11 protein-coding genes and 1 pseudogene are annotated in these 25,264 nt (G+C 72.8%); 8 read left to right on the top strand and 4 right to left on the bottom strand.

Annotation, left to right across the window (positions count from 1 at the left end):
* Positions 1 to 15 precede the first annotated feature (15 nt).
* The gene (locus I6A81_RS12540) at positions 16 to 3,396 is read left to right on the top strand and encodes a pyruvate carboxylase (protein ID WP_203005276.1); all 3,381 of its coding nucleotides are present in this window, start codon (positions 16 to 18) and stop codon (positions 3,394 to 3,396) included.
* Between the two features lie 223 nt (positions 3,397 to 3,619).
* Here the strand turns inward: I6A81_RS12540 and I6A81_RS12545 are convergent, their stop codons facing one another.
* From I6A81_RS12545 to I6A81_RS45515, 4 genes and pseudogenes are all read right to left on the bottom strand, one after another.
* A complete protein-coding gene (locus I6A81_RS12545; protein ID WP_203005275.1) occupies positions 3,620 to 5,497 on the bottom strand; it encodes a serine/threonine-protein kinase in 1,878 nt (625 codons plus the stop codon).
* A 579-nt stretch (positions 5,498 to 6,076) separates the two neighbouring features.
* Positions 6,077 to 9,412: a PKD domain-containing protein gene (locus tag I6A81_RS12550; protein ID WP_203005274.1), complete on the bottom strand. Its 3,336-nt coding sequence runs from the start codon at positions 9,410 to 9,412 to the stop codon at positions 6,077 to 6,079.
* A gap of 108 nt (positions 9,413 to 9,520) precedes the next feature.
* On the bottom strand, positions 9,521 to 11,938 hold the full coding sequence (locus I6A81_RS45510; RefSeq protein WP_203010184.1) for a transglutaminase-like domain-containing protein: 2,418 nt from the start codon (positions 11,936 to 11,938) through the stop codon (positions 9,521 to 9,523).
* Between the two features lie 310 nt (positions 11,939 to 12,248).
* A pseudogene (locus I6A81_RS45515) lies at positions 12,249 to 12,956 on the bottom strand (metallophosphoesterase family protein); the annotation flags it as partial.
* Between the two features lie 96 nt (positions 12,957 to 13,052).
* Between I6A81_RS45515 and I6A81_RS12565 the strand changes: the two are divergent.
* The 7 genes from I6A81_RS12565 (at position 13,053) to I6A81_RS12595 (ending at position 24,810) form a co-directional block, all read left to right on the top strand.
* Positions 13,053 to 15,368 (top strand): MMPL family transporter, encoded by a 2,316-nt coding sequence (locus I6A81_RS12565; RefSeq protein ID WP_203006482.1) that lies wholly within the window; start codon positions 13,053 to 13,055, stop codon positions 15,366 to 15,368.
* A gap of 265 nt (positions 15,369 to 15,633) precedes the next feature.
* Positions 15,634 to 16,890, top strand: a complete 1,257-nt coding sequence (locus I6A81_RS12570; RefSeq protein WP_203006483.1) for a glutamate-5-semialdehyde dehydrogenase — start codon at positions 15,634 to 15,636, stop codon at positions 16,888 to 16,890.
* Positions 16,891 to 17,180: 290 nt separating this feature from the next.
* Positions 17,181 to 18,851, top strand: a complete 1,671-nt coding sequence (gene aceB, locus I6A81_RS12575) for a malate synthase A (RefSeq protein WP_203006484.1) — start codon at positions 17,181 to 17,183, stop codon at positions 18,849 to 18,851.
* 222 nt (positions 18,852 to 19,073) lie between these two features.
* Positions 19,074 to 19,964: an AAA family ATPase gene (locus I6A81_RS12580; RefSeq protein ID WP_203006485.1), complete on the top strand. Its 891-nt coding sequence runs from the start codon at positions 19,074 to 19,076 to the stop codon at positions 19,962 to 19,964.
* 34 nt (positions 19,965 to 19,998) lie between these two features.
* Positions 19,999 to 21,420 (top strand): vWA domain-containing protein, encoded by a 1,422-nt coding sequence (locus I6A81_RS12585; RefSeq protein WP_203006486.1) that lies wholly within the window; start codon positions 19,999 to 20,001, stop codon positions 21,418 to 21,420.
* Between the two features lie 406 nt (positions 21,421 to 21,826).
* Positions 21,827 to 22,966 (top strand): FxsB family cyclophane-forming radical SAM/SPASM peptide maturase, encoded by a 1,140-nt coding sequence (locus tag I6A81_RS12590; RefSeq protein ID WP_203006487.1) that lies wholly within the window; start codon positions 21,827 to 21,829, stop codon positions 22,964 to 22,966.
* A 128-nt stretch (positions 22,967 to 23,094) separates the two neighbouring features.
* A complete protein-coding gene (locus I6A81_RS12595; protein ID WP_307874624.1) occupies positions 23,095 to 24,810 on the top strand; it encodes a DUF885 domain-containing protein in 1,716 nt (571 codons plus the stop codon).
* Positions 24,811 to 25,264: the final 454 nt, after the last annotated feature.

Consider the following 25,264-nt stretch of genomic DNA (forward strand, 5'->3'; position numbering starts at 1 on the left):
CGTGAGGAGCACGCGTTGCACAAGGTCCTGGTCGCCAACCGGAGTGAGATCGCGGTGCGGGTGTTCCGTGCCGCGCACGAGCTGGGTCTGCGCACGGTCGCGGTCTACACGCCGGAGGACGTCGCGGCGCTGCATCGCACGAAGGCGGGCGAGGCCTACGAGCTGGGGGTGCCGGGGCATCCGGTGCGGGGCTATCTCGACATCGACGAGTTGCTGCGGGTGGCCAAGCACGCGGAGGCGGACGCGCTGCATCCGGGTTACGGGTTCCTGTCGGAGTCGGCGGCGCTGGCGGAGGCGTGCGCGGCGGCGGGGATCACGTTCGTCGGCCCGCCGCCGGCCGTGCTGCGGCTGACCGGGGACAAGGTCGCCGCCCGCGACGCGGCGATCGCCGCCGGGCTGCCGGTGCTGCGCGCGTCGGCGCCGCTGCCCGACGGGGCCGGCGCGGTCGACGCGGCGGGGGAGGTCGGTTTCCCGCTGTTCGTCAAGGCGTCGGCCGGCGGTGGCGGGCGTGGCCTGCGCCGGGTGGAGCGGCCCGCGGACCTGCCGGACGCGGTGGCCTCGGCGGTGCGGGAGGCGGCCGCGGCGTTCGGCGACGGGACGGTGTTCCTGGAGCAGGCGGTGGACCGGCCGCGGCACATCGAGGTGCAGGTGCTCGGCGACGGGGTCGGCGAGGTGGTGCATCTGTTCGAGCGGGACTGTTCGGTGCAGCGCCGGCACCAGAAGGTCGTGGAGATCGCTCCGGCGCCGAGGCTGGACGCGGCGGTGCGGGACGGGCTGTGTGACGCCGCCGTGCGGTTCGCCCGGCATGTGGGCTATGTGAACGCGGGCACGGTCGAGTTCCTGGTCGGCGCGGACGGCACGTTCACGTTCATGGAGATGAACCCGCGCATCCAGGTGGAGCACACCGTGACCGAGGAGGTCACCGGTGTCGATCTGGTCGGCGCGCAGCTGCGGATCGCCGGTGGGGACACCCTCGCCGATCTGAACCTGTCCCAGGAGGCGGTCGCGATCCGGGGCGTGGCGATCCAGTGCCGGGTCACCACCGAGGATCCGGCGTCCGACTTCCGGCCGGACACGGGGACGATCTCGTACTACCAGTCGCCGGGCGGGCCGGGGGTGCGCCTGGACGGGGCGACCTATGCCGGCGCGGAGGTCAGCCCGTACTTCGACTCGCTGCTGGTGAAGCTGACCTGTCGGGGTGTCAGCCTGGAGAAGGCGTCGCGGCGGGCGCGGCGGGCGCTGCGGGAGTTCCGCGTCCGCGGGGTCCACACCAACATCGAGTTCCTGTCCCGGCTGCTGGCGGACGAGGACTTCCTCGCCGGCGGCGTGACGACGTCGTTCATCGACGAGCGGCCGTGGCTGCTCGCCGGGGACGGCGGCGCCGACAAGACCAGCCGGATGCTGGCCAGGCTCGCCCATGCCACCGTCAACGGGAAGAAGCGACCGGCGGGGGTGGCGTTCACCGACCCCCGCCGGATGCTGCCGCCGCTGGGCGCGGCCGACGCGCCGACGGCCGGCTCCCGCCAGCTGCTCGCCGAGGTCGGCCCGGCCGAGTGGGCGGCCCGGCTGCGCGCCCAGGAGCGGCTCGCCGTCACCGACACCACGCTGCGCGACGCCCACCAGTCGCTGCTGGCGACCCGGCTGCGCAGCTTCGACATCCTGGCCGCCGCGCCCGCGTTCGCTCGGCTCACGCCGAACCTGCTCAGCCTCGAGTGCTGGGGCGGCGCGACCTACGACGTGGCGCTGCGGTTCCTGGCCGAGGACCCGTGGGAGCGGCTCGCGGCGCTGCGCGAGGGCGCCCCGAACATCTGCCTGCAGATGCTGCTGCGCGGCCGCAACGCGGTCGGCTACACGCCCTACCCGGACGACGTGGTGCGCGCGTTCGTCGTCGAGGCGGCGAGCACCGGGATCGACCTGTTCAGGATCTTCGACGCCCTCAACGACATCGAGCAGATGCGCCCCGCCATCGAGGCGGTGACCACCGAGACGGGCGCGATCGCCGAAGGCACCCTGTGCTACACGGGCGACCTCACCGACCCCGCCGAGAGGATCTACACCCTCGACTACTACCTGCGCCTCGCGGAGCGGCTCGCCGAGGCCGGCTCGCACGTACTGGCGATCAAGGACATGGCCGGGCTGCTGCGCCCCACGGCGGCGGCGCGGCTGGTCACGGCGCTGCGGGAGCGCTTCGACACCCCGGTGCACCTGCACACCCACGACACGGCCGGCGGCCAGCTCGCGACCCTGCTCGCGGCCGCGGGCGCCGGGGTGGACGCGGTCGACGCCGCGGCCGCCCCGATGTCCGGCGGCACCAGCCAGCCCAACATGTCGGCGCTGGTCGCCGCCACCGACCACACCCCCAGGTCCACCGGCGTCGAGCTGGCGGCGCTGTCGTCGCTGGAGGCCTACTGGGAGGCGGTCCGCGACCTGTACGCGCCGTTCGAGGCTGGCCTGCGGGCGCCGACCGGCGCGGTCTACCGGCACGAGATCCCGGGCGGCCAGCTGACGAACCTGCGCCAGCAGGCCATCGCGCTCGGGCTCGGCGACCGGTGGGCGCAGGTCACCGAGTGCTACGCGATCGCCAACGAGCTGCTCGGCAAGCCGATCAAGGTGACGCCGACCAGCAAGGTCGTCGGCGACCTCGCGCTGTTCATCGCCGGCGGCAACATCGACCCCGACGTCCTGCGCGCCGAGCCGGAGAAGTTCGACCTGCCCGCGAGCGTGCTCGGCTACCTGGCCGGCGAGCTCGGCACCCCGCCGGCCGGCTTCGCCGAGCCGTTCCGCGAGCGGGCGCTCGCCGGCCGGCATCCCGAGCCGCCGGCGGCGCAGCTCGACCCGGCGGACAAGGCGGCGCTCGCCGGCGACGCCCGGCGGGCGACGCTGTCCCGGCTGCTGTTCCCCGGCCCGTGGCGCGACTACGAGAAGGCCGTCGAGCAGTACGGCGACAGCTCGGTGATCCCGACGGAGGCGTTCCTCTACGGCCTGCTGCCCGGCGAGCCGGTCAGCGTGTTCCTCGAGCCCGGCGTCGAGATCATCGTCGGGCTGGAGACGATCAGTGACGTCGATCGGTCCGGCGTGCGCACGCTCTACCTGCGGGTCAACGGCCAGCCCCGCCCGGTCCGGGTCCGCGACGAGTCGGTCACCTCGGTCTCCACCGCCGCCCGCCGCGCCGACCCCGCCGACCCCGGCCAGGTCGGCGCCGGCCTCCCCGGCATCGTGACCTTCGCGGTCAAGGTCGGGGACACCGTCCAGAAGGGCGCCAGACTGGCCGTCGTCGAGGCCATGAAGATGGAGGCCGCCGTCACCAGCCCGCTCGCCGGGACCGTCACCGAGCTCGCCCGCGCCTCCGGCGACTCCGTCGAGGTCGGCGACCTCCTCCTCACCATCCAGCCCTGACCCCAGGCGCTCAGCCCCGCCCCAGCCACCCCGCCCTCCTCTCCCCCCATCGCGCCAGAAACCCCGGGATCCCGGACGTCCTGTCAGACGTCAGGGTCACGAAACGGTGCCGGTCGTGGCTCTGGTGTCTGACGCGGTTCCCCCTGACGTCGGACAGGGCGAGCGTGCCGCCGCGCAGGCACAGGGCGAACCTTGCCGGGCATGGCACCAGGCGCTGGTGGTCCTACAGGAGCGGGTCGAAGTCGGTCCACCATTCGTAGAGGGCGACCGCGTCCCCGTCGGTGACGAAGAAGGAGACCAGCTCGTCGTCGATGGACCAGTTGATGTAGAAGTCGCCGTCGTCGGAATGGGCGCAGATCAGCGTGCCCACGTCCGGGTTGCCTTCCTCGCCGTAGTGCCAGGTGCCGACCGTGTCCTTGCCCTCCGAGCAGTTGCCCGTCTCCGTGACCTGCTCGCCGATGTTCTCCATGTCGGCGAGCAGCGCCCCGCCGTTGTAGTAGCCGAAGATGAAGACGCCGCGCTGGCCGGACGTCGCCGTGCACAGGAGCGCCGCCTGGATGAGGTCGTCCTCCTGGTCCGACGCGGGCTCGCAGTCGGTCAGCTCGCCCGGGTCGAGCCTGTCGAGCAGCGCCTGCTGGGCGAGGGTGTACTCGGGCGACGAGGTGGTCGGCGGCGGAGTCGTCGTCGGCGGCGGGGTTGGCGGGCTCGTCACCGTCGGCGATGAGGTCGGCTCGGACCCCCCGGAGCCGCCCGACCCGGCCAGCTGCACCCCGAGGACCACGAACAGGACGATCAGGACCACGCCGATCGCGCCACCCGCGATGAAGAGGTTGCGGCGGTTGTGGTCCGCCGGCGGCGGCCCGGGCGGCCGGGAGCCGAACGGGTAGCCGCCCGGCTGCCCCTGGCCATAGGGGTAGCCCGGCTGGCCGGGGACAGGCGTACCAGGCATGGGTGTGGGCCCCGGCCTGGGCGCAGGCGTAGGCGTGGGTATGGGAGCGGGCCGGGGCGTGGCCGTGGGTGGGTACCCGGGCTGGGGGTGGTAGCCAGGCGACGGGGTCGGCGGCACCGGCGTGGGCAGCGGGGGGATGTAGCCGGGCGGTGGCTGCGGCGCCGGCGTGTGTGGCACGGAGACCGGCGGTACCAGTCCGGGCGCCGGGGTCGGGGGCATCGGCGGGGCCGGGATGGTGTGGGCCAGGGGTGGCGGGGTGCCCGGGCGGGAGCCCTCGACGAGGGCGCGGACGTCGTCGTCCAGGTCGACCGGGGTGCCGGCGCGGGCGAGCCACCCGGGCCCGAGGACGGCCGTGGCCGCCCGGGCGAGGTCGAGGGCGAACGCCTTGGCCGTCGGCTGGCGGTGCGCCGGGTCCTTGGCCAGCCCGGTCATCAGCACCTGGGCGACCTGGTCCGGCACGCCCGCCGGCGGCGGGGGCGGGATGCTCAGATGCGCCTCGCGCAGCCTCAGGTAGCTGTCGGTGTTGCCGCCGAACAGGGGCTGGTTGGTGAGCATCTCGTAGGTGACGGCGGTGAGCGCGTACACGTCGACCGTCGGGCGCAGGGTCTGCCCGAGGAACTGCTCGGGGGTCATGTAGCGCGGCGTGCCGATGATGGTGCCGGTCAGCGCCGCGGTCCCGGCGATGTCCTTCGCGATTCCGAAGTCCGTCAGCTTCGCGCGCCCATCCGCCGTGAACAGCACGTTCGCCGGCTTCACGTCTCGGTGCAGCAGTTCCTGCCCGTGCGCCATCTCCAGGGCGGCGGCCACCGCCAGCGCCACCGCGCACGCCCATTCCGGCGTCACCCGCGACTGCTTCAGCCGCTTCTTCAGGTCGCCGCCGGACAGCAGTTCCATCACGATCAGCGCGAGGTCGCCCGCCGGGACGAAGTCATAGACCCGCACGATGTGCGGGTGCTCCAGCCGGGTGAGGATGAGCGCCTCGGCCTCGGGGTGCGCGCCGGCCTCCGGCGTGCTCGGCAACACCTTGATCGCGACGTCCCGGCGCAGCCGGTCCTTGGCCGCCAGCACGGTGCCCGACCCGCCGACGCCGACCCGGTCACCCAGCACATAGCCCGGCAGCGCCCGCTCGACCAGCGCCCGATCCACGATCACGACCTACTCCGTCCCCCGAGGCCGACCGTCCCCATGGCCTCCCGAGCGCGAGCGACGCGAGAAGGCGGCATGTTCGCGCTCCCTCCGGCCAGCTCCCGTCCGTCACGGCCGCCGCGCACCGGTCCTCGGCGGCGGCGCCACGGCCGTGCCACCGGGCTCGGTGCCCAACCCCACCAAGCATTACCGGCCCACTGGGATCCGGCCGGGGCGAACCGTCATACAGCCGACACAGTCAGCCGGCCAACCCTTTCGGGCCACGAGCTACATACGCCGGATCGGCCGCTGGCCGCCATACAACCAGATGTATCCCTACATCCGCACTCAGACGGAAGCCAGTGCCGCGACTGTCCCGGGGCTTCGGCACGCTCGGGCCCGCCCAGGCCAGGTGACGCCCAGGACCGGCCTCTCGCCAGCTGACCGTGGACCGTGCCTTCCCGAACGCGCACGGCGATCTCGCGGACGGCCCTGCCCCCGGTTCCTATCCGGGCGGGGGTGTCGATGACGCCGGCGGTGCCGGAAACGGGTCCACGACGACCGTCGCGTGCGCGGCGTCCGCCAGCCCGGCGTCATGTGTCATGGTCAGGTACCGCCACTTGGAGGTGTTGACGTCGACGACGCGACGGCGATCACTTGCTGGCTTTGCGTGACGGACTGCCCGGTGCTGTCGGTGACCCTGACCTGCACGGTGAACTGGCCCGCGGGATACGTGTGGGACCAGCCATCCGCGGAATAGGGCCCCTGGAATCCGCCCCCGTCGCCGAAGTCCACATAGTAGGAATACGAGCCGGAACCGCCCGTCGCGTTGGCCCGGATCGTCGACTGTAGCGGTGCTTCCCCGACCCTCGAGGCGATCGTCAGGTTCATCCGAAGCGTCGAGGTCCCGGCTGTGACGGTCACCGTCGCGCTCTGGGTGTCGGACTGGTTGGACTCGTCCGTCACCCAGAGCGTCACCGTGTAGGTGCCAGGAGCGGTGTAGAGATGGGTACCCGAGGGTCCCGTCGAGGTGCTGTCGTCCCCCCACCCGATCGAGTACCGCCGGATCGGGCTGCCCCCGGGCGTCGAACCCGTCGCGTCATAGCTCACCGACAGCGGCGCGGCGCCGCTCGTCGGCGACAGCGCCAGCCGCGCCACCGGGGGAGCTCCCTTCGGCGTCGTCACGGTCACCGTTCCGCTCGCCGAGTCGGTCTGGCCGGCGCTGTCGGTGACCGTCAGCGTGAACTGATAGGTCCCGGGAGTGTCGTACCGGTAGCTGCCGGTCACACCCGTCGAGGACCCGCCGTTGCCCCAGTCGATCCGGTAGCTCGTGATCGGGCTGCTTCCGGGGCTCGAACTGCTCGCGTCGTAGGACATCGTGTGCGGCGCCGGTCCTACCGGCACCGACATGGTCATGTTCGCCGTGGGCGGGCTGCCCGTCGGCGCGCCGTCCACCGTCACGGCCACGGTCTCCGTGTCGGAGCCGGAGCCGTTGGCGACCGTCAGCGTCACCGCGTAGGTGCCGGGCGAGGTGTAGGTGTGGCTCGCGCCCGCGGCCGTCTGTGTCCCCGTCGACTGCCCGTCGCCCCATCCGAACTGGTAGGTCAGCCCAGCGCCGCCGGTGGAGCCTGAGCCATCCGCGGTGACCGCGAGCGGTGCCGTTCCCCGCGTGGGCGAGAGGGCCAGCCGGGCGACCGGCGCCGTGATAGTGCCGCCACCAATGGTCACGGTCTGCGACTGGCTGTAGTCGGCACCGGTGACGCGGTCGGTTACCAGCACCCGCACCGTGTACGTCCCGGCCGCCGAGTACGTGTGCGAGGCGCTCTGGGACGTGCGGATCGCCGCGCCGAGAGGCGGGGTCGACATCGTCCCGTCGCCCCAGACGAACGTGAAGGTGAAGTCCCCACCGCCCCCCGACGCGCTGGCGCTGGCGTTCACGGTCAGCCCCGAGGCGTTGGTGACCGAGAGGCTGACGCTCGCCGGCGTCGTGGGCTCCGTCGGTTCATCGGGCGTCGTCGGCTCGTCCGGCGTCGTCGGCTCATCGGGCGTCGTCGGCTCGTCCGGCGAATCGGGTGACGTACCGGTTCCGGTGCTCGTCGTGGGTGGTTCGGCCGGCCCGTCAGTGCTCTCGCCGGTCGGGTCGCCGGTCGGGTCGTCGCCGTCGCCGTCACCGATCTGGTCGCCCGGGCCCGCGGGCTGGGCGACGGACGGCTGGAGCCCGGGCGTCGCCGGAGGCGCCCGCTCGGTGACGGTGATCTCCGTCGCGGCCGACAGTGCCCGGCCGTCCGTCAGACGCGCCGACAGGACGATCTGAAACACCCCGGGCTCGGCCCAGGCATGGGTGAGCCGGACACCGGCGGCGTCCTGGCCGTCACCGAACGTCCACCGCGCGTCGTCGATCCCGGCGGACTCGCCGGAGTAGACCGCCTGTATCGTGACCGACCCGCCGACGACCACGCTGGACGCGCTGAGCTGGATCCCCAGGCTGGCCTCGCCGAGCCGGGCCGGTGTCGTCGGCGCCCCGGTCGGCCCCGGGGCCGGCTGCTCCGGGCTCGCGGCGCCGCCGGGGAAGGCCGCCGGGGCCGGCGTCGGCGCCGCGGTGCTACTCGGAGCGGGCGACGCCGAGGCGGGTGCCGGCGGTTCGGAAGCTGATGGTTCGAGAGCCGGCGGTTCGGGAGCCGATGAGGCGGGCGGGCCGGCCGGTTGGTCGGCGGGCTGGGGCTGGTCGACCTGGTTCGCCGGGCCCGAGGACGGCTCCGCCCCCGGCGGTGTGCCAGGCGACGTCCCCGGCGACGTGCCGCTGGCACCGGCATCGCCGGCGGTGTCGCCGCTGCTGGACTCGTACTTCTTCACCTCGCGGATGTCGCCATCGGGGTCGACGACGCCCGCCTGACTGCTCGCCGGATCGTTGAAGAACATCACCGGCCCCTGGCTGCGCAGCTCGAACGCCGTACCGTCCGGCAACACCTCAGCCGTCGCGACGACCGACCGAGTCTCCGGATCGACGACGATCACGTTGCCAGCGGTGAAGTCCGGCACGAACACCCGACCAGCGGCCTCCCGCGGCTGACCAAGCTCATGACCCGCGACCTTCAAATCGACCACGGCGTCACAGCGCCCCAAGTCAAGATCGGTGATGAGCAGCAGCCCGCGCCGACCACTGACCAGATACACCTGAGAGGCCAGACTCGCCCCAGTGACAAGGACCGTGTCGTCGTCGAGCGGCGAGTCCACGCACACACCCCCACCCGCGACACCACCCGACCCGATCGGCCACACCCGGCGCGCCGACAGATCGACGGCATAAGGCCTGCCAGCCGCGGTGACCAGCGTGGTCCTGGCGGGGTCAACCTTCCGACCGGTAACCGCCGTCCCACCCCGGTCAACCCGGACCAGCTCACCACTGCCCTCGTCCACGACCCACAGCCGGCCAGCGCCCTCCACGACCGCCCCACCCACCGGCACCCTCGCGGACAACGAGAACGTCGTCGACGCCACCAGCGAGCGCGCGTCAGCGAGCGTGACCACGCCGGTCGCCCGGTTGACGACGAACAGCGTGTCCTCAGCCGGGAACACCGCCAACGGCTGGTCCGCCCGCGCGAACGAGGCCGGCTCCGAAACCTGATACGTGGCGCCGTCGACCCGACGCAGCGAGCCGTCATCCGCCGTCACGAACGCGTCCGCGCCCGCCTGCGCCCCGGCCCGCGTGCCGCCACCCACCTCGACCTTGGCCACGACCCGCGCCGTCGACCCGTCAATCAGCGTCGCCTGCCCCACAGCCGACGACACCAACCACGCCGAACCATCCTCCAGACCGACGACCTGGCCGGCACTGGCCACCGTCCGCCCCGCCAACGCCGCGACCCCACCCACGGCCACCAGCACCACGGCCAACAGCGCCCGCACCAGCCAGACCGGCCGGGATCCCCGCCCTGTGCGCACCCCGCCCACCCCCTGTCGTTCGTTTCGCTGTCCCGCGGTGGCTCCATCAGGTGGGTCACGTCACCGGTCACCTGGATGGCCTGGCTGATCGGGAAACCGGCTGGCGGTCTAGGCCGCCGGGGCTCGGGGCGCCGCCGAGGCGCGGGCGGCCGAGACCGCCTGGGCCGTCGCCCGCATGGCCGAGGGCGAGACGCCCGCGGCCGGCGCGGCGCCTGGGGTCAGCCGTGGCGCCGGCAGCAGCGGGCGCGGGTCCAGCCGGGCCCGCGCCCGGCCACCGAAGCCCTCGGCGGCCCGGAGCCCGGCACGGACCTGGTCGACGAGCAGCCAGGCCCGTGCCGGGTCGAGGCCGTTCGACGCGGCCGGCGCGTACATCGCGTGATCGGTCATCGCCGCCAGTTCCGCGAGCGGTCCAGCCGCGGCCGACAGCGGCCCCGCCCCGGCGACGATCGTGACGATCTCGCGCTGGGTGAGCGCCTTCGACCGGGAGACGCCGTGCTCGGCGAGCCGGTCGCGCGCCTCCCGCCAGGCGCCGTCGACCTGGGCGACCGGGCCGCCCCGGTGCCGCCGCCCGCGCCGGCGCCGCTTCTCCAGCACCACCAGGGCCGGCAGGCCGATGAGCACGGCGAGGACGACGTACAGCACGACGAACGGCCAGCGCAGCGCCGCGTTCCCGCCGGAGCCGCCGTCCCTCGCCGTGTCCGGCGAGTCGTCGAGGCGCGGCACGATGATCGGCTGGACCCGCTCCGGCTCGGCGAGCTTGCCCTGCTCCGCCCCGCCGGTCGGCGTGAGCGGCCCGGCCGGCGGAGGCAGCGTCCTGGTGAGCTGGGTGACGTCGGTCGGCTCGAAGGCGACCCAGCCGATGCCGTCCAGCAGCACCTCCGGCCAGGCGTGCGCCTGCCGGGTGGTGATGGTGAACGTGTCCGCCCCGGCCCGCGAGCTCTCGAAGAGCAGGTAGCCGACGCTGATCCGGGTGGCGAAGCCCTCCGCCCGGGCGAGCACCGCGAACGCCGCGGCCCGCTGCTCCGCATAGGACCGGTGGTCGGCTGGCTCCGCGCCGGTGAGCATCCGGGACAGCACCCCGTAGGAGTGTCCCGGCGCGGCCGAAAGGTCGTAGGGGAACTGGGTGTCGTCGCGCAGGAAGGTCTCCAGGGCGACGAGCTTGTCGTACGGCGTCCTCGCGTCGCCGGTCACCTTGCCGGCGATCTCCAACAGCGCCGGCGGCAGCCCGGGTGGCAGCCCCAGGTAGGGCGCCGCGGCCGGCCCGGTGGCGGGCCCGGCCTCGCCGAGCTCGTCCTCGGTCGGCGCTGGGAAGGTCGCCTCGAAGCGGTAGTGGTCGCCCTTCTGGACGTTCGACAGGATCGCCAGCGCGCCAGAGGCCGGTTGGAAACCGATGCCCTCCGGGCGGTCCCTGCCGCCGGCCGGTGCCGGCGCCAGGTCATAGTCCAGAAAGGTGGGCTGGCCGACGGACGGCAGCAGCACCCCGGTCAGGTCGCCCACTGTCACCTCGGCGCGGACGAGCGCCTGCTCGACCGTCGAGGTACCCGGCGGCGGGTCGGCGGCCGGGAGGGTGCGGTCGATCCGCAGGAACCGGCCGTCGTCGCGCCAGCTGGCGCCGTCGAACTCGCCGAGGGCCGCGATCCGGATCCGGTCCGGAACCGTCCCGGTGTCGGAGGTCATCCGGATGGTCAGCAGGTTCTGGACCGGTTCGGTTTCCAGCTGCGAGCGGACCCGGACCAGCGGGTTGAGCAGTTCGACGCCGTCGACCGGCGGGTGCCAATGGTCGCGCGGGTCGAACCGGTCGTCGCCGGCGAACGGGATGACCGCTCCGGTCGCGGTACCGAGCGCCGCGATCACGGCGACGATCGGGAGACCGACGGCGAGCGCCCCGACCCGCCGCCGAGCCTGGGCGCGCGGGCCGTCCGCCGGCCCCGCGGGCCCGGCCGGCCCGCCCGCCGCCACCACCGCGACCGCCTGGACGGCGGTCGGCTCGACCCGGCGGCCGCGGCGCGTGGCCGGACCGGGGCGGCCCCCCGCGGGCAGCGCGGCGCGCAGGGCGGCGGCCGCCAGCAACGTCACGGCGAGCGCGCCGGTGGCCAGCACCCGCGCCCGCGCCCCGAGGTCGCCGGCGCCGCCGACCAGCACGAGCATGACGACGAAGGCCAGCAGCGGCGGGGCCATCGGGGTGAGCGCGCCGCGGGCCCGCAGCGCCAGCACGACGGCGACGAACGCCGTCACCCACAGCACCGCGCCCGGTGGGGTCAGCAGACCCGTCGTCGGCTGGGCCGGTATGGCGGCGCCGAGCAGCTCGGCCCAGCCGTGCCGCGACGCGCCGAGCAGGTCGCCGACCCGGCCGAGGGCCAGCGTGGTCCCGTAGGCGAGGCCGCCGGCCACGCCCACGAGCGCCACCACCTCGAGGTGCGCGAGGCGGCGGGCCGCCAGCCAGCCGAGCAGCGCGGCCGTGACGACGGCGCCGGCCAGCGGCACCAGCGCGAGCGGCCCGTCGAACAGCGCGCCGATGACGTACACCGCCGGCAGGTGCGCGAGGACGAGGAGCGTGACCTGCGCCAGCGTCGCGGGGCCCCCCCGCCCCGGCGCGCCCGGCCGGGCCCGCGTCCGGCTCGACCGGGGCGTCGTCGTCGACGTCGGGGAGCCGGCCGACGACGGCGGCCGGCTCCAGGTAGGGGACCGGGTAGACCCGTACCGGGCCGAACCGGTCGGCGAGGACGACCGGGGTGGCCAGCGCCGCCGGGTCGGCGCGGATGCGCACCCGGGGGTCCAACAGCCCCGCCTTGTCGCCGAGACGGGCTGCCGCGTCGTGGTTGCCACTGATCACGACGACGTGGGCGCCGGTGTCGCGCAGCCGGGACAGCGCCTCGTCGAACAGCCGCAACGCGCTCACCGGCGGGATCGCTCGGTCGTGCACGTCGCCAGCGACCACGACGAGGTCGACCCGCTCGGTGCGCGTCACCTCGACGAGGTGGTCGACGAAGGCGCCCTGCGCGGCGACGAGATCATGGCCGTGCAGGCGGCGTCCGAGGTGCCAGTCGGACGTATGCAGGACGAGCATGCCGCAACGGTAGGACCGGGGCGCCGCTTCACCGGCGCGGGGTGCGAACCGGGCCCGGCGTGTCGGATCGGGCGCGGTGCGCATACGCGCGGGAGCGTAGCCGGACAGCCGTCCCCCGGCTGACGACCGGGCCCGGCGACGGCCGCATTCTGGGCACGGGACGGAGGCCGCCGCGGGCGCCGAAGCTGGGAAGCGCGAGCGGCCGGCCCGGCCCGATGTGGAATAGGTCACTTCCGCGTTTCTGGCGATGTATTTGCCGGCTCGGCGCCGTCGGTCTCCATGGCCGGGATGGCGTCCCTGGCCTGCGCGGGTGGGCTCCACGTCGGACGGACGGCCCATCGGGCGGGCCTCGGCGGCCCGCCTGCCACGCACAGAAAACCTGATGGCGCGGACGGAAGGCCACGACATCATCGGAGACGCCCCGCCCGCGGCTGGGGTGTCACACCGGGTCAGTACGGTCGTGCCAGCCGGCGGCATCACGTCGTGGGCGACCACCACGGACCCGTCCCGATGAGAACCACCGCCAGACGCCGTCGACGACGAGCCGAGACGAAGTTGACCGGGAGTAGACAGATGAGCGACCTGGCCGAGCACGAGCGCTCGGGGACCGACCTTTCCAAAGGCGCCCCCCCGCCGGACGCATCTCCGCCGCCACCCAGGCGCCGCCAGCCATGGTTCGTCTGGGCCGTCGGCATCGCGGGCATCGTCTTCTTCCTGGTCGGCCTGGTCGGCATGCCCTTCGAAGGCAAGCTCGGTGAGGTCCAGAAGAATGACAACGCCGCCTGGCTGCCGGGGTCCGCGGAGTCCACGAAGGTGGACACCGAGTCGCAGAAGTTCCAGTCGATCGCGACTATCCCGGGCTTCGTCGTCTACGAACGGGACGGCGGCCTGACGGACGCCGACAAGGCCAAGATCACCGAGGATCTGGCCAAGTTCGCCGAGATCCCTGGGATCGCGGCCGACCAGATCACGCAGCCGCAGTTCTCCAAGGACGACTCGGTCGCCACGGTCACGGTGCCCCTCATCGGGAAGGACGGTGAGGAGGAGGTCGACGGCGAGCAGCTCGGCGAGACCGAGGACGCGGTCATCGACACCGCCCGCGAGGGCGCGCCGGACGGCCTGGAAGTGCTCCCCGCCGGACCGGGCGGCCTGCTCGTGGCCTTCGTCGAGGTGTTCGGCGCGCTCGACGGCCAGCTCCTGCTCGCGGCCGGCGTCGTGGTCATCCTCATCCTGCTGGTCGTCTACCGCAGCCCGGTGCTGTGGTTCTACCCGCTGTTCAGCTCGCTGCTGGCCCTCGGTGCGTCGGCGCTGGTGATCTACCCGCTCGCGAAGAATGAGTGGCTCACGCTCAACGGGCAGAGCCAGGGCATCCTCTCGGTCGTCGTGATCGGCGCCGGCACTGACTACGCCCTGCTGCTCGTCAGCCGGTACCGGGAGGAGCTGCACAACCACGCGCGCTCGCTGGACGCGATGGTCACCGCCTGGAAGGGTGCCGCGCCGGCGATCGCCGCCTCCGGGACGACCGTCATCCTCGGCCTGCTGTGCCTCGCGCTCGGGGAACTGAACTCGAACAAGAGCCTCGGCCCGGTCTGCGCGATCGGCATCGCCTGCACCGTCCTGATCATGCTCTTCTTCCTGCCGGTGTTCCTGCTGTCGGCCGCCCTGCCGGGGCGGCTGCTCGGGCTCGTCGTCCGGCGTTTCCGGGGCGCGAGCGGCCGCTGGCTGTTCTGGCCGCGGATCCCGCGGTTCGACCAGCGGGCGGACGTCAGCACGCACGGCGCCTGGGCGCGGTTCGCCGAGGGGGTCAGCCGGCGGCGCCGGCTCGGCTGGGTGTCGACCGCGGCGCTGCTGCTCGTCTGCGTGGCCTTCCTGCCGTTCCTGCGCACCGAGGGCCTGTCCACCATGGACAGCTTCACCAGCGAGCCGGACGCGATCGTCGGCCAGAAGCTCTACGACGCCAACTTCGACGCGGGCGCCGGCGCCCCGGCCGTGATCACCGCGAGCGCGGACAAGGCGGACGAGGTGATCGCCGCCGCGGCCAAGGTGCCCGGGGTCGCCACCGGCCCGGGCGCGATCTGCGTCCAGCCCGACTACGCCAAGATCTCCCAGCTGATCGCCTCCGGCGCGATCAGCCCGGCGGACCTGGGCGGCGCGGGCTGCGCGCCCGAGCAGCTGCAGGTCCAGCCGATCGACGGCCGGATCATCATCGACGCCAACATCGTCTACCGGTACGACACGGACGAGGCGGACGCCACCGTCCAGCGGATCCGGGACGCCGTGCACGCCGTCCCGGGCGCGGACGCGATGGTCGGCGGGTCGACGGCCATCAACCACGACGTCCTCGCGGCGTCCCGGCACGACCGCAACCTCGTGATCCCGATCGTCCTCGTCGTGATCATGATCGTGCTGGGGGCGTTGCTGCGGGCGCTGGTCGCTCCGCTGCTGCTCATGCTGACCGTCGTGCTGTCGTTCGCGGCCTCGCTCGGCGTCTCGGCGCTGATGTTCAACTACGTGTTCGACTTCGCCAACGCGGACCCGGCCTTCCCGTTGTTCGCGTTCGTCTTCCTGGTCGCATTGGGAATCGACTACAACATCTTCCTGATGACCCGGGTGCGTGAGGAGACACTCGTCCACGGGACCCAGTCCGGCATCACCCGCGGCCTGTCGGTCACCGGCGGCGTGATCACCTCGGCCGGCATCGTGCTCGCCGCGACGTTCGCGGTGCTCGCGGTGCTGCCACTGGTGTCGCTCGCCCAGGTCGGCTTCACGGTCGCGTTCGGCGTGCTGCTGGACACGATCATCGTGCGGTCGATCCTGGTGCCCGCGCTCAGCCACGAGATCGGCAAGAAGATCTGGTGGCCGTCCAAGCTCGCCAAGACCGCCGACTAGCCGTCTGGCGCTGCCTGACTGTTAGCCGCTAGCACCCGAATCCCTGGGGCCGCGTGGGTGACCGCGCGGCCCCAGGTGTTCCCGGAGCGGGCCGGCTCGGCCTCGCGGGCGTCGGCGGGGCCGCGGCAGGTAGCCTCGGGGGATGGCGCGGCGCGCCCACGCGCCGAGCCGGTTCAGCGCGTTCGCTGACCCAGGGGCGCCTCCTGACGGGCCGTGTTGCCCGCCCGGGGAGGACCCCGGGGCCCCGGTGAGAAGGGAACGGGTCATGCAGGTCTCCGCGGAGGACGTCCGAGCGAGCGCGGTGCGCGCGAAGCGGGCCGCGGCGGCGCTGGCCCCACTGCCGCGGGCCGCCAAGGACGCCGCGCTGCTGGGCATGGCGGACGCGCTGCTCGCCCGCCGCGAGGAGCTGCTCGCGGCGAACGCCGAGGACGTCGCCGCCGCCCGGGCCGCCGGCACCGCCGACGCGATGGTCGACCGGCTCACCCTCACCGAGGCGAGGCTCGCCGGCATGGCCGACGGGCTGCGCCAGGTCGCCGGGCTCGACGACCCGGTGGGCGAGGTCGTGCGGGGCCAGGTGCTGCCCAACGGGATGGAGCTGCGCCAGGTCCGCGTGCCGCTCGGCGTCGTCGGGATCATCTACGAGGCCCGGCCGAACGTCACCGTCGACGCAGCCGGGCTGTGCCTCAAGAGCGGCAACGCCGCCCTGCTGCGCGGCAGCGCCTCCGCGGTGCGCTCGAACACCGCGCTCGTCGGCGTGCTGCGCGACGCGGCCGAGGCGGCGGGCCTGCCGGCGGACGCCGTCCAGCTGGTCCCCGGCGTCGACCACGAGTCGGTCAAGCACCTGATGCGACTGCGCGGCCTCGTCGATGTGCTGATCCCGCGCGGTGGCGCCGGGCTGATCCGCGCCGTGGTCGAGGAGTCGACGGTGCCGGTCATCGAGACCGGCGTCGGCGTCTGCCACGTCTACGTCGACGCGGACGCCGACCTCGACATGGCCGTCGCGATCGCGCTCAACTCGAAGACCCAGCGGGTGTCCGTCTGCAACTCGGCCGAGACCCTGCTCGTGCACGCCGACGCCGCCGCCGAGTTCCTGCCCCGGGTGCTCGCCGCGCTCGCCGACGCCGGCGTGACGATCCACGGCGACGACGCGGTGCGCGCCGTCGACCCGAACGCCTTGGCGGCCACCGAGGACGACTGGGCCGCCGAGTACCTGTCGATGGACCTCGCCGTGCGGGTGGTGCCGTCGCTGGACGCCGCCGTCGAGCACATCCGCGCCTACGGCAGCGGGCACACCGAGGCGATCGTCACCCGGTCGCTCGCCGCGTCCCGGCGTTTCGTCGCCACCTGCGACAGCGCCGCGGTCATGGTGAACGCCTCCACCCGGTTCACCGACGGCGAGCGGTTCGGCATGGGCGCGGAGATCGGCATCTCCACCCAGAAGCTGCACGCCCGTGGCCCCATGGGCCTGCCCGAGCTGACCTCCACCACCTGGGTCGCCATTGGCGACGGCCACGTTGTTTGAGCGGCGAATCCTGTTCGCCGACCTTCGGTCGGCTTCCCGTCTGCTCCATCAACGGATGTCTGCCCAGGGGGATGACCCCCTGGAACCCCCACATGTCGGGCTTCGCCCGACCCACGGGTGGGTGTAGCGGCGAACTCTGTTCGCTGCCCGTCGGCTGGCGCCTCTAGCGCGTGATCACAGGCGTGGCTGATCCTAGGCGATAGGCGTGGCAGATATATCTCTTCGCCGAGTGTCGGTTCGGGGCCCTGAGCGGCCAGACTTGAGGCTGCTGGCGAGCGACGGAGGGCTTCATGGGTGCGACGGCTGGGCTGCGGGGGGCGACGAGCGACGGGGTGCGCGTCGAGCGGGACGTGCCGGGGCTCGCGGCGGACGAGGCGGCGACCCTGGTGGCCGACGTGCTTCCCGACGAGGCGGTCGCGTTCGTCGCCGGGCTGCAGCGCGCGTTCGGTCCGCGGCGCGCGGAGCTGCTGGACCGGCGCGCCGAGCGGCGCGCGCTGATCGTCGCGGGCGGCACGCTGGACTTCCTGGCGGAGACCGCCGACGTGCGGGCCGGGGACTGGAGCGTCGCGCCGCCCGCGCCGGACCTTGCCGATCGCCGCTGCGAGATCACCGGCCCGACCGACGCCAAGATGGTCATCAACGCGCTCAACAGCGGCGCCCGGCTGTTCATGGCCGACTTCGAGGACGCCAACGTCCCGACCTGGGCGAACCTGCTGGAGGGGCAGCGCAACCTGACCGAGGCGATCGCCGGCACGTTGACCTTCGCCAACCCGGACGGCCGGGTCTACCGCCTGGGTGAGCGGCTCGCGACGCTGGTCGTGCGACCGCGCGGCTGGCACCTGCCCGAGCGGCACGTGGTCGTCGATGGCCGGCCGATGTCGGGGTCGCTGTTCGACGCGGGCCTCTACCTGTTCCGCAACGCCCGTGCCCTGGTCGACGCCGGGCGCACGCCGGCGTTCTACCTGCCGAAGATGGAGAGCCACCTCGAGGCGCGGCTGTGGAACGACGTGTTCAGCGCCGCGGAGAACGCGCTCGGCTTGGCCCGGGGCACCATCCGGGCGACCGTGCTGATCGAGACGCTGCCGGCCGCGTTCGAGATGGACGAGATCCTCTACGAGCTGCGGGAGCACTCCGCCGGGCTGAATGCCGGCCGCTGGGACTACATGTTCTCCACGATCAAGACGTTCGCGTCGCGGCCGGCGGAGTTCCTGCTGCCTGACCGCAACTCGGTGACGATGACGGTGCCGTTCCTGCGTGCCTACACCGAGCTGCTCGTCGCCACCTGCCACCGGCGCGGCGCGCACGCCATCGGCGGCATGGCCGCGTTCATCCCGTCCCGGCGCGACCCGGAGGTGAACGCCGCCGCGCTGGCGAAGGTGCGGGCCGACAAGGAGCGCGAGTCGGGCGACGGGTTCGACGGCAGCTGGGTCGCCCACCCTGACCTGGTGCCCGTCTGCACCGAGGTCTTCGACGGCGTGCTCGGCGACGCCCCCCACCAGCTCGGGCGGCAGCGCCCCGACGTCCACGTCACCGCCGCCGACCTGCTCGCCGTCGCCGCGACCCCGGGCGAGATCACCGAGGCCGGGGTGCGGAGCAACATCAGCGTTGGGCTGCGCTACCTGGAGAGCTGGTTGCGCGGCACCGGCGCCGTCGGCATCGACAACCTGATGGAGGACGCGGCCACCGCCGAGATCTCCCGCAGCCAGCTCTACCAGTGGGTCGCGGCCGGCGCGAGGCTCGCCGACGGCCGGGCTGTCACCGCCGAGCTCGTCCGCGCCGTGCTCGCCGAGGAGGTCGAGCGGCTGCGTGCCGCCCCGGGCCCGCGCCCGGCCGCTCAGGGCACAGCCGAGGAGACGTTCGCCGACGGCCGGTGGAAGGACGCGGTCGAGCTTTTCGAACGGACGGCGCTCGGCGAGCCGTACGCCGAGTTCCTCACCTTGCCCGCCTACGACCGGATCTGATCGCCGCTGCCGGGTTGGTCGCGGCCGGCTCCGCGACGGGCGGGGCCGGGTGACCGCGAAAATGTGTCCTGGATCACGATTCTTCTGGGAAGGGCTAACCGTCCGCGCCCGGAGGACCCCGAACCTGTAGCAGTCCAGGTATTTGACGGGGCGTACTGGCACTATGTGGAAGACGAATTAAGGATCCAAGGGGATCAGACGGTCGAACGGCAGGAACACCTCATGTCGCTGCAGGAACACGCCTTCGCCGACGTCGCGGATGTCCGCGGCAGGCTGAAGGAGACTGGCTACCTCGCGGACGAGGCGATCGCCACCACGGTCTTCCTCGCCGACCGGCTGCGCAAGCCGCTGCTGGTCGAGGGACCGGCGGGCACCGGCAAGACCGAGCTCGCGAAGGCGCTGGCGGCGTCCGTGGGCGCCGAGCTGATCCGTCTGCAGTGCTACGAGGGCCTCGACGAGTCGCGCGCGCTCTACGAGTGGAACTACAAGAAGCAGCTGCTGCGCATCCAGGCCGGTACGGGCGAAGGCTCCGACGCCGCCGACTGGCGCTCGACCCACGATGACATCTTCAGCGAGGAGTTCCTGCTCGCGAGGCCGCTGCTGGCCGCGATTCGGCGTGACGCGCCGACCGTCCTGCTCATCGACGAGACCGACAAGGCCGACGTCGAGGTCGAGGGCCTGCTGCTGGAGGTGCTTTCCGACTTCCAGGTGACGATCCCGGAGCTCGGTACGATCTCCGCGTCGCGGCGCCCGTTCGTCGTTCTGACCTCGAACGCGACCCGCGAGCTTTCCGAGGCGCTCAAGCGCCGCTGCCTCTACCTGAACCTCGACTACCCGTCAGCGGCCCGGGAGAAGGAGATCCTGCTCGCCCGGGTCCCCGAACTGCCGGAGCAGATGGCCGAGGCGCTGGTCCGCACGGTGCGCGCGCTGCGCGCGATGGAGCTGAAGAAGGCGCCGTCGATCGCGGAGACCATCGACTGGGGCCAGACCGTGCTCGCGCTCGGCTTCGACTCGCTCAACGAGGAAGAGGTCAAGAGCACCCTCGGCGTCGTCCTCAAGCACGCGAGCGATCAGGCCCGCGCGATCAGCCAGCTCAAGCTCGGCGCCAACTGAGCTTCGGCCCGCTCTGACGTAGCGAGGGGCAGCGATGAACCTGGTGGACCGCACCGTCGACTTCGTGGCCGCGCTGCGGCGCGCCGGCGTACCGGTGAGCACCGCCGAGACCGTCGACGCGGCGCGCGCCGTCGGCGCGGTCGGCTGGCTGGACCGGGAGGCCGTCCGGGCGGCGTTCGCCACCACGATGTGCAAACGCCCGCTCTACCGCAACGCCTTCGACACGCTGTTCGACCTGTACTTCCCGCCGCGCCTCGGGGACGGGGTGGCCCGCGAGGCCGACGGCCAGCCCGGCCTCGGCGAGGGCGAGCCGAGCGGTGAGCCGCGTGAGCTCACACCCGAGGAGCAGGCCGCGCTGAAGAAGGCGTTGCGCGATCAGCTCCAGCAGGCGCTGCTCGACGGCGACGACGACGCGTTGCGCGAGCTCGCCCGCCAGGCCGTGTCCGCGTTCGGCTCGGCCCCCGCGGGTGGGCAGAACGGTCGGTCCTGGTTCGTGTTCCGGGTGCTGCGCGCGATGTCGCCGGACACGCTCATCGCCGCGCTGCTCGCCGCGATGCTCGGCCCCCAGGACTCCGGCGGGCTCGCTGAGCGGATCGCGCGGCAGACGATCAGCGACCGGATCCGGCAGTTCGAGGAGATGGTCCAGAGCGAGATTCGCCGCCGGATGGCGGAGGAGCGCGGCCTGGAGGCGACCGAGCGGACCGCGGTCAAGCCGCTCACCGATCAGGTCGAGTTCCTGCGCGCCTCGCACGCCGACCTCGTCGAGCTGCGGCGGCAGGTCTACCCGCTGGCGCGGCGGCTCGCGACCCGGCTGACCGCCAAGCGCCGCCTCGGCCGCAGTGGCCGGCTCGACTTCCGCCGGACCGTGCGGGCCTCGCTCGCCACCGGCGGCGTACCGCTGGAGACCAAGCACCGGCCGCACAAGCCGCACAAGCCCGAACTGGTCGTGCTCTGCGACGTCTCCGGCTCGGTGGCCTCGTTCGCGCACTTCACGCTGCTGCTCACGCATGCCCTGCGCGAGCAGTTCTCCAAGGTGCGCGCGTTCGGATTCATCGACACCACCGACGAGATCACCCGTTTCCTGCGCGGCGTCGACCTCAGCGACATGATGTCGAAGATCGCCAGGGAGGCGGACCTCGTCTGGTTCGACGGCCACAGCGACTACGGGCACGCCTTCGAGGTCTTCGCGGAGAAGTATCCGGACGCCGTCGGCCCGAAGACGTCGCTGCTGGTTCTCGGCGACGCCCGCAACAACTACCGCGCCACCGCCGCCACCCCGTTCCGGCGCCTGTGCCAGCAGGCGCGCCACGCCTACTGGCTCAACCCGGAGCCGCGCTCCTACTGGGGTTCCGGCGACTCGGCCACCAAGGCCTACGCCGACATCGTCGACGAGATGGTGGAGTGCCGAAACGTCGAGCAACTCGAAGCCTTCATCGAGCGCCTCCTGCCGACCTGACCTCGAACAAGCGGGCACCGCGGGCCGCGGGAACATGCGTATCAGGGAAAACACGGTTGACCGGCATGTGACACTGGTTGGGCGGGGTTGGGAAACGGCCGGACATCGGTCACGCTGACCTCGCTCGGGTCCGTTTCGCAGGGGGTGCGTCATGTCCCAGTCCGCCGTTACCACGCCCAATCCCGACGCCAAGCCCGCAATGTCGGCGCTGGACCACGCGCTCGCCCGTCGGGCTTCCTCCGACGCTGACTGCGTCAACGGCGCCTATGCGCACAACTCGGGCCCGGCCCGGTTCCAGCCGCGCAAGTCCTGACTTTCGGAAGCCGTCGCGCAGGCCAAGCCATGCCCGAGGACCTGCCCTGGCCCGCCGCCGGCCGGCTGGACTCCGGAACCCTTCCGCGAGGTCATCCTGAAGGTCGCGTCCCGCTGCAACCTGGACTGCGACTACTGCTACGTCTACCACCTGGCCGACCAGTCCTGGCGTGCCCAGCCCCGATTCATGTCCGACGAGACGGTCGCCGCCACCGCGGAGCGGATCGCCGAGCACGCGCGCGTCCACGGGCTGGACGCGGTGAGCATCCGGCTCCATGGCGGCGAGCCGCTGCTCGCGGGACCAGAGCGGCTGGGCCGGATCGTCGGCGCGTTGCGGGCGCGGCTGTCCGGGCTCACCGAGGTCGCGGTGACCGTGCAGACCAACGGGGTGCTGCTGGACGAGGCGATGGCGGCGTTCCTCGTCGACGAGGACATCGGCGTCGGGGTGAGCCTGGACGGGGACCGGTACGCCAACGACCTGCACCGCACCTACCTGAACGGCCGATCGAGCTATGACGAGGTCGTCGCTGGCATCGCCATGATGCGCCGGCCGGAGTTCCGTTCCCACTTCCTCGGTCTGCTGTGCACCGTCCAGCTGGCCGCGGATCCGGTGCGCGTGTGGGACTCGCTGCTGGATCTCGAGGTACCGACGCTGGACTTCCTTCTCCCGCACGGCACCTGGGAACGCCCACCGCCGGGCCTCGAGCCAGGCGACGCCCGGACGCCCTACGCCGACTGGCTGATCCCGTTGTTCGACCGCTGGTTCGACGCCCCGGCCCGGCCTGTCGCGGTGCGCACCTTCGAGTCCCTGCTGCACCTGTCCCTCGGCGGGCGGGCGAGCCACGAGTCGTTCGGCCTCGGCCCCATCGCGCTGGTCGTCGTCGAGACCGACGGCTCCTACGAGCAGGTCGACAGCATGAAGGCAGTCGACGAGGGCGCGGCGGCCACCGGCCGCGGCGTGTTCACCGACCCGCTGGACGCGCTGTTCGCGCTCCCCACGGTCACCCAGCGCCAGCTGGGCCTGGATGCGCTGGGTGAGCGTTGCCGCGCCTGCGAGATCGTGTCCACCTGCGGGGGCGGCCTCTTCCCGCACCGCTACCGGCCGGGAACCGGATTCACCAACCCGTCGGTGTACTGCGCTGACCTGTACGCGCTCATCACCCACATCCAGCGACGCCTCGAGGAGGCGCTGGAGCGTCGCGGCACCAGCCTCGCCGCCATCCGCGCCAGCTGACAGTCTCTTCGCGCTCTTCGCGGCGCCGTTGTCGTCGCTCTCGACGCCGCGGCGCCGGCCGTTACGTTCTCGCGACGGACCACCCAAGAGGGCTGATCGGGCGTCAGGAGGACGCATACGGTCACCTGGTGACGCAACCACCCGGGGACGTGGGGCTTGCCGCGGTGGCCGACCGGGCCTTGGAAGATCTGCTGGGGCGGCGGCCGACGTGGGCGAGTTCGCTGGGAGACCACCGGTTCGACGACCAGCTTGCCGATTTTGGGCCGCAGGCGCAGCGGGAGTACCTCGCCGCGCTGCGAGACCACCGGGCGGCACTGGAACGGGTCGACGCCGCCACGCTCGAGCCCGAGGAGGCGGTGGACGCCGCCATGCTGGGAGAGCTGCTCGCCGCGGAGGAGTTCGACGTCGCCGAGTTGCGCCCGCACGAGTGGGACCCACTCGTGCACCTCCCAGGCCACGCGCTGCACGGTCTGCTGACGCGGCCGTTCGCGCCGGTCAGCGACCGGCTGAGGCTGCTCGCCGGCCGCCTCGCCGCGCTGCCTGACGCGTTGGCCACCGCGCGCCGTGTCCTCGGCCCGATGCCCCGGATACACGTCGAGACCGCGGTGGACCAGGCCGCCGGGCTCGCGAGTCTCATCCGCGAGGACATCGCCGCGGCGCTCGTCGACGAGCCATCGTCGCGACCGCTGGTGGAGCCGGCGCGAGAGGCCGCGTTGCGGGCCGTCGGAGAGTTCGGCGACTGGCTGCGCGCGAAGCTACCCCCCCAGCGGGAGGCCGCCCACACGGGCGAGCACCGCGTCGCCGACGGCACTCTCGACGAGGTGACCGGTCCGCACGAACGAGGTCCTCGTCTGGGCCAGGCATTGTGGGAGCGGCGGCTGGCGCACAGCCTGTCGAGTGATCTCACCTCCGCCCAGGTCCTCGCCGCGGCGCGTGAGCATCTCGACAGGCTGACCGAGGAGATCACCGAGGTCGCCGCCAGGTACGTCGGCGGGCGGCCAGGCACGGACGTGGTCCGGCAGGCGCTGGACCTCGTGGCCGCCGACGCGCCAGACGACACGACGGTCGTCGCGGACATCCGCGCGGCGCTCGCCGACGTCACGGCCTTTCTCGTCGATGCCGACCTGATCAGCCTTACTGACGACCCTCTCGACGTCGTCGAGATGCCGGAGTTCGCCCGCGGCGTCTCGGTGGCCTACTGCGACCCACCCGGTCCCCTGGAGACCGCCTCGCTGCCTACGTTCTACGCGATCGCGCCGACGCCCCAGCACTGGCCGGACACAAGGAGGCGTTCCTTCTACCGGGAATACAACCGGGCAGCTCTGCGTAATCTGACCGTTCATGAGGCTGTCCCCGGCCATCACCTGCAAATTGCCGTGGACAGGCGTTTCCGAGGACCGACCAGGGTGCGCACCGCCGCCAAGTCAACATCCTTCATCGAGGGCTGGGCGGTGTACGCGGAACAGATCGTGGCCGAGGCGGGTTTCGGCGGCCTTCCGGTGCGCCTGATGCAACTGAAGATGCAACTGCGGTCGACCATCAACGCGTTGCTCGACCACGGCGTGCATTGCGCCGGCCTGACCATGCCCGAAGCGATGGCACTGATGATGGACCGCGGACTGCAGGAGGAGGGTGAAGCCCACGGCAAGTGGCGCCGCGCGCTGCTGACCTCAGGGCAGCTGTCCACCTACTTCGTCGGCTGGAAGGAACTCACCGAACTCCGGCTGGCCCTACGGCCCGGTCCCTCGACACTGCGCGCCTTTCACGACGAACTCCTCGCCCACGGTTCGCCTCCGATCCGTCATCTGCGTGCCCTGCTGACGACTCCGCGCTCCGCCGCCTGACGGGCTCCTGTCCGCTGGTCGACTCCGGTGGTGGAGATCGGTCGGGTCCGCGCCCGTCGATGTGGGCTGGCCGGCTCGCCTCCCACCCAGACGGCTCCGCGAGGGAGCTCACATTCGTGCCACGCGGTGTCGTCGGGAACCCGACACCCGTTGTTGCCAGCCGCGCGGTGAACCGATCTCGGGCCGGGCGCGTCGAACGCCTCCAAAGGTGCTCACGAACTGGGCACGGATCGGGAGGAAAGCGATGGCGGCGAACAGGGCGCCGGACGCCCAGCAGGAGCCGAGGCCTGGCGGTGGCGCCGGCGCGGCGGAGGCCGTGGGGGCGACGGCGACACTGACGAGGGACGAGCCGAGACCGGGGGAGGGGCCCGCCGCCAGCATCCCGCCGCCCCCGCCGGGGCCGTGGCCGGCCCCGGGCCGCCCCAAGTGCCGCCCCGGGCCCCAAAAACCGGCG

This window comes from Frankia nepalensis (assembly GCF_016786325.1).
Taxonomy (GTDB): Bacteria; Actinomycetota; Actinomycetes; order Frankiales; family Frankiaceae; genus Pseudofrankia; species Pseudofrankia nepalensis.

Bases quoted from the DNA above. Each gene is read 5' to 3' on its own strand.
- I6A81_RS12585 (WP_203006486.1), top strand. From the start codon at position 19,999: ATGAACCTGGTGGACCGCACCGTCGACTTCGTGGCCGCGCTGCGGCGC.
- aceB (WP_203006484.1), top strand. From the start codon at position 17,181: ATGGGTGCGACGGCTGGGCTGCGGGGGGCGACGAGCGACGGGGTGCGC.
- I6A81_RS12565 (WP_203006482.1), top strand. From the start codon at position 13,053: ATGAGCGACCTGGCCGAGCACGAGCGCTCGGGGACCGACCTTTCCAAA.
- I6A81_RS12570 (WP_203006483.1), top strand. From the start codon at position 15,634: ATGCAGGTCTCCGCGGAGGACGTCCGAGCGAGCGCGGTGCGCGCGAAG.
- I6A81_RS12580 (WP_203006485.1), top strand. From the start codon at position 19,074: ATGTCGCTGCAGGAACACGCCTTCGCCGACGTCGCGGATGTCCGCGGC.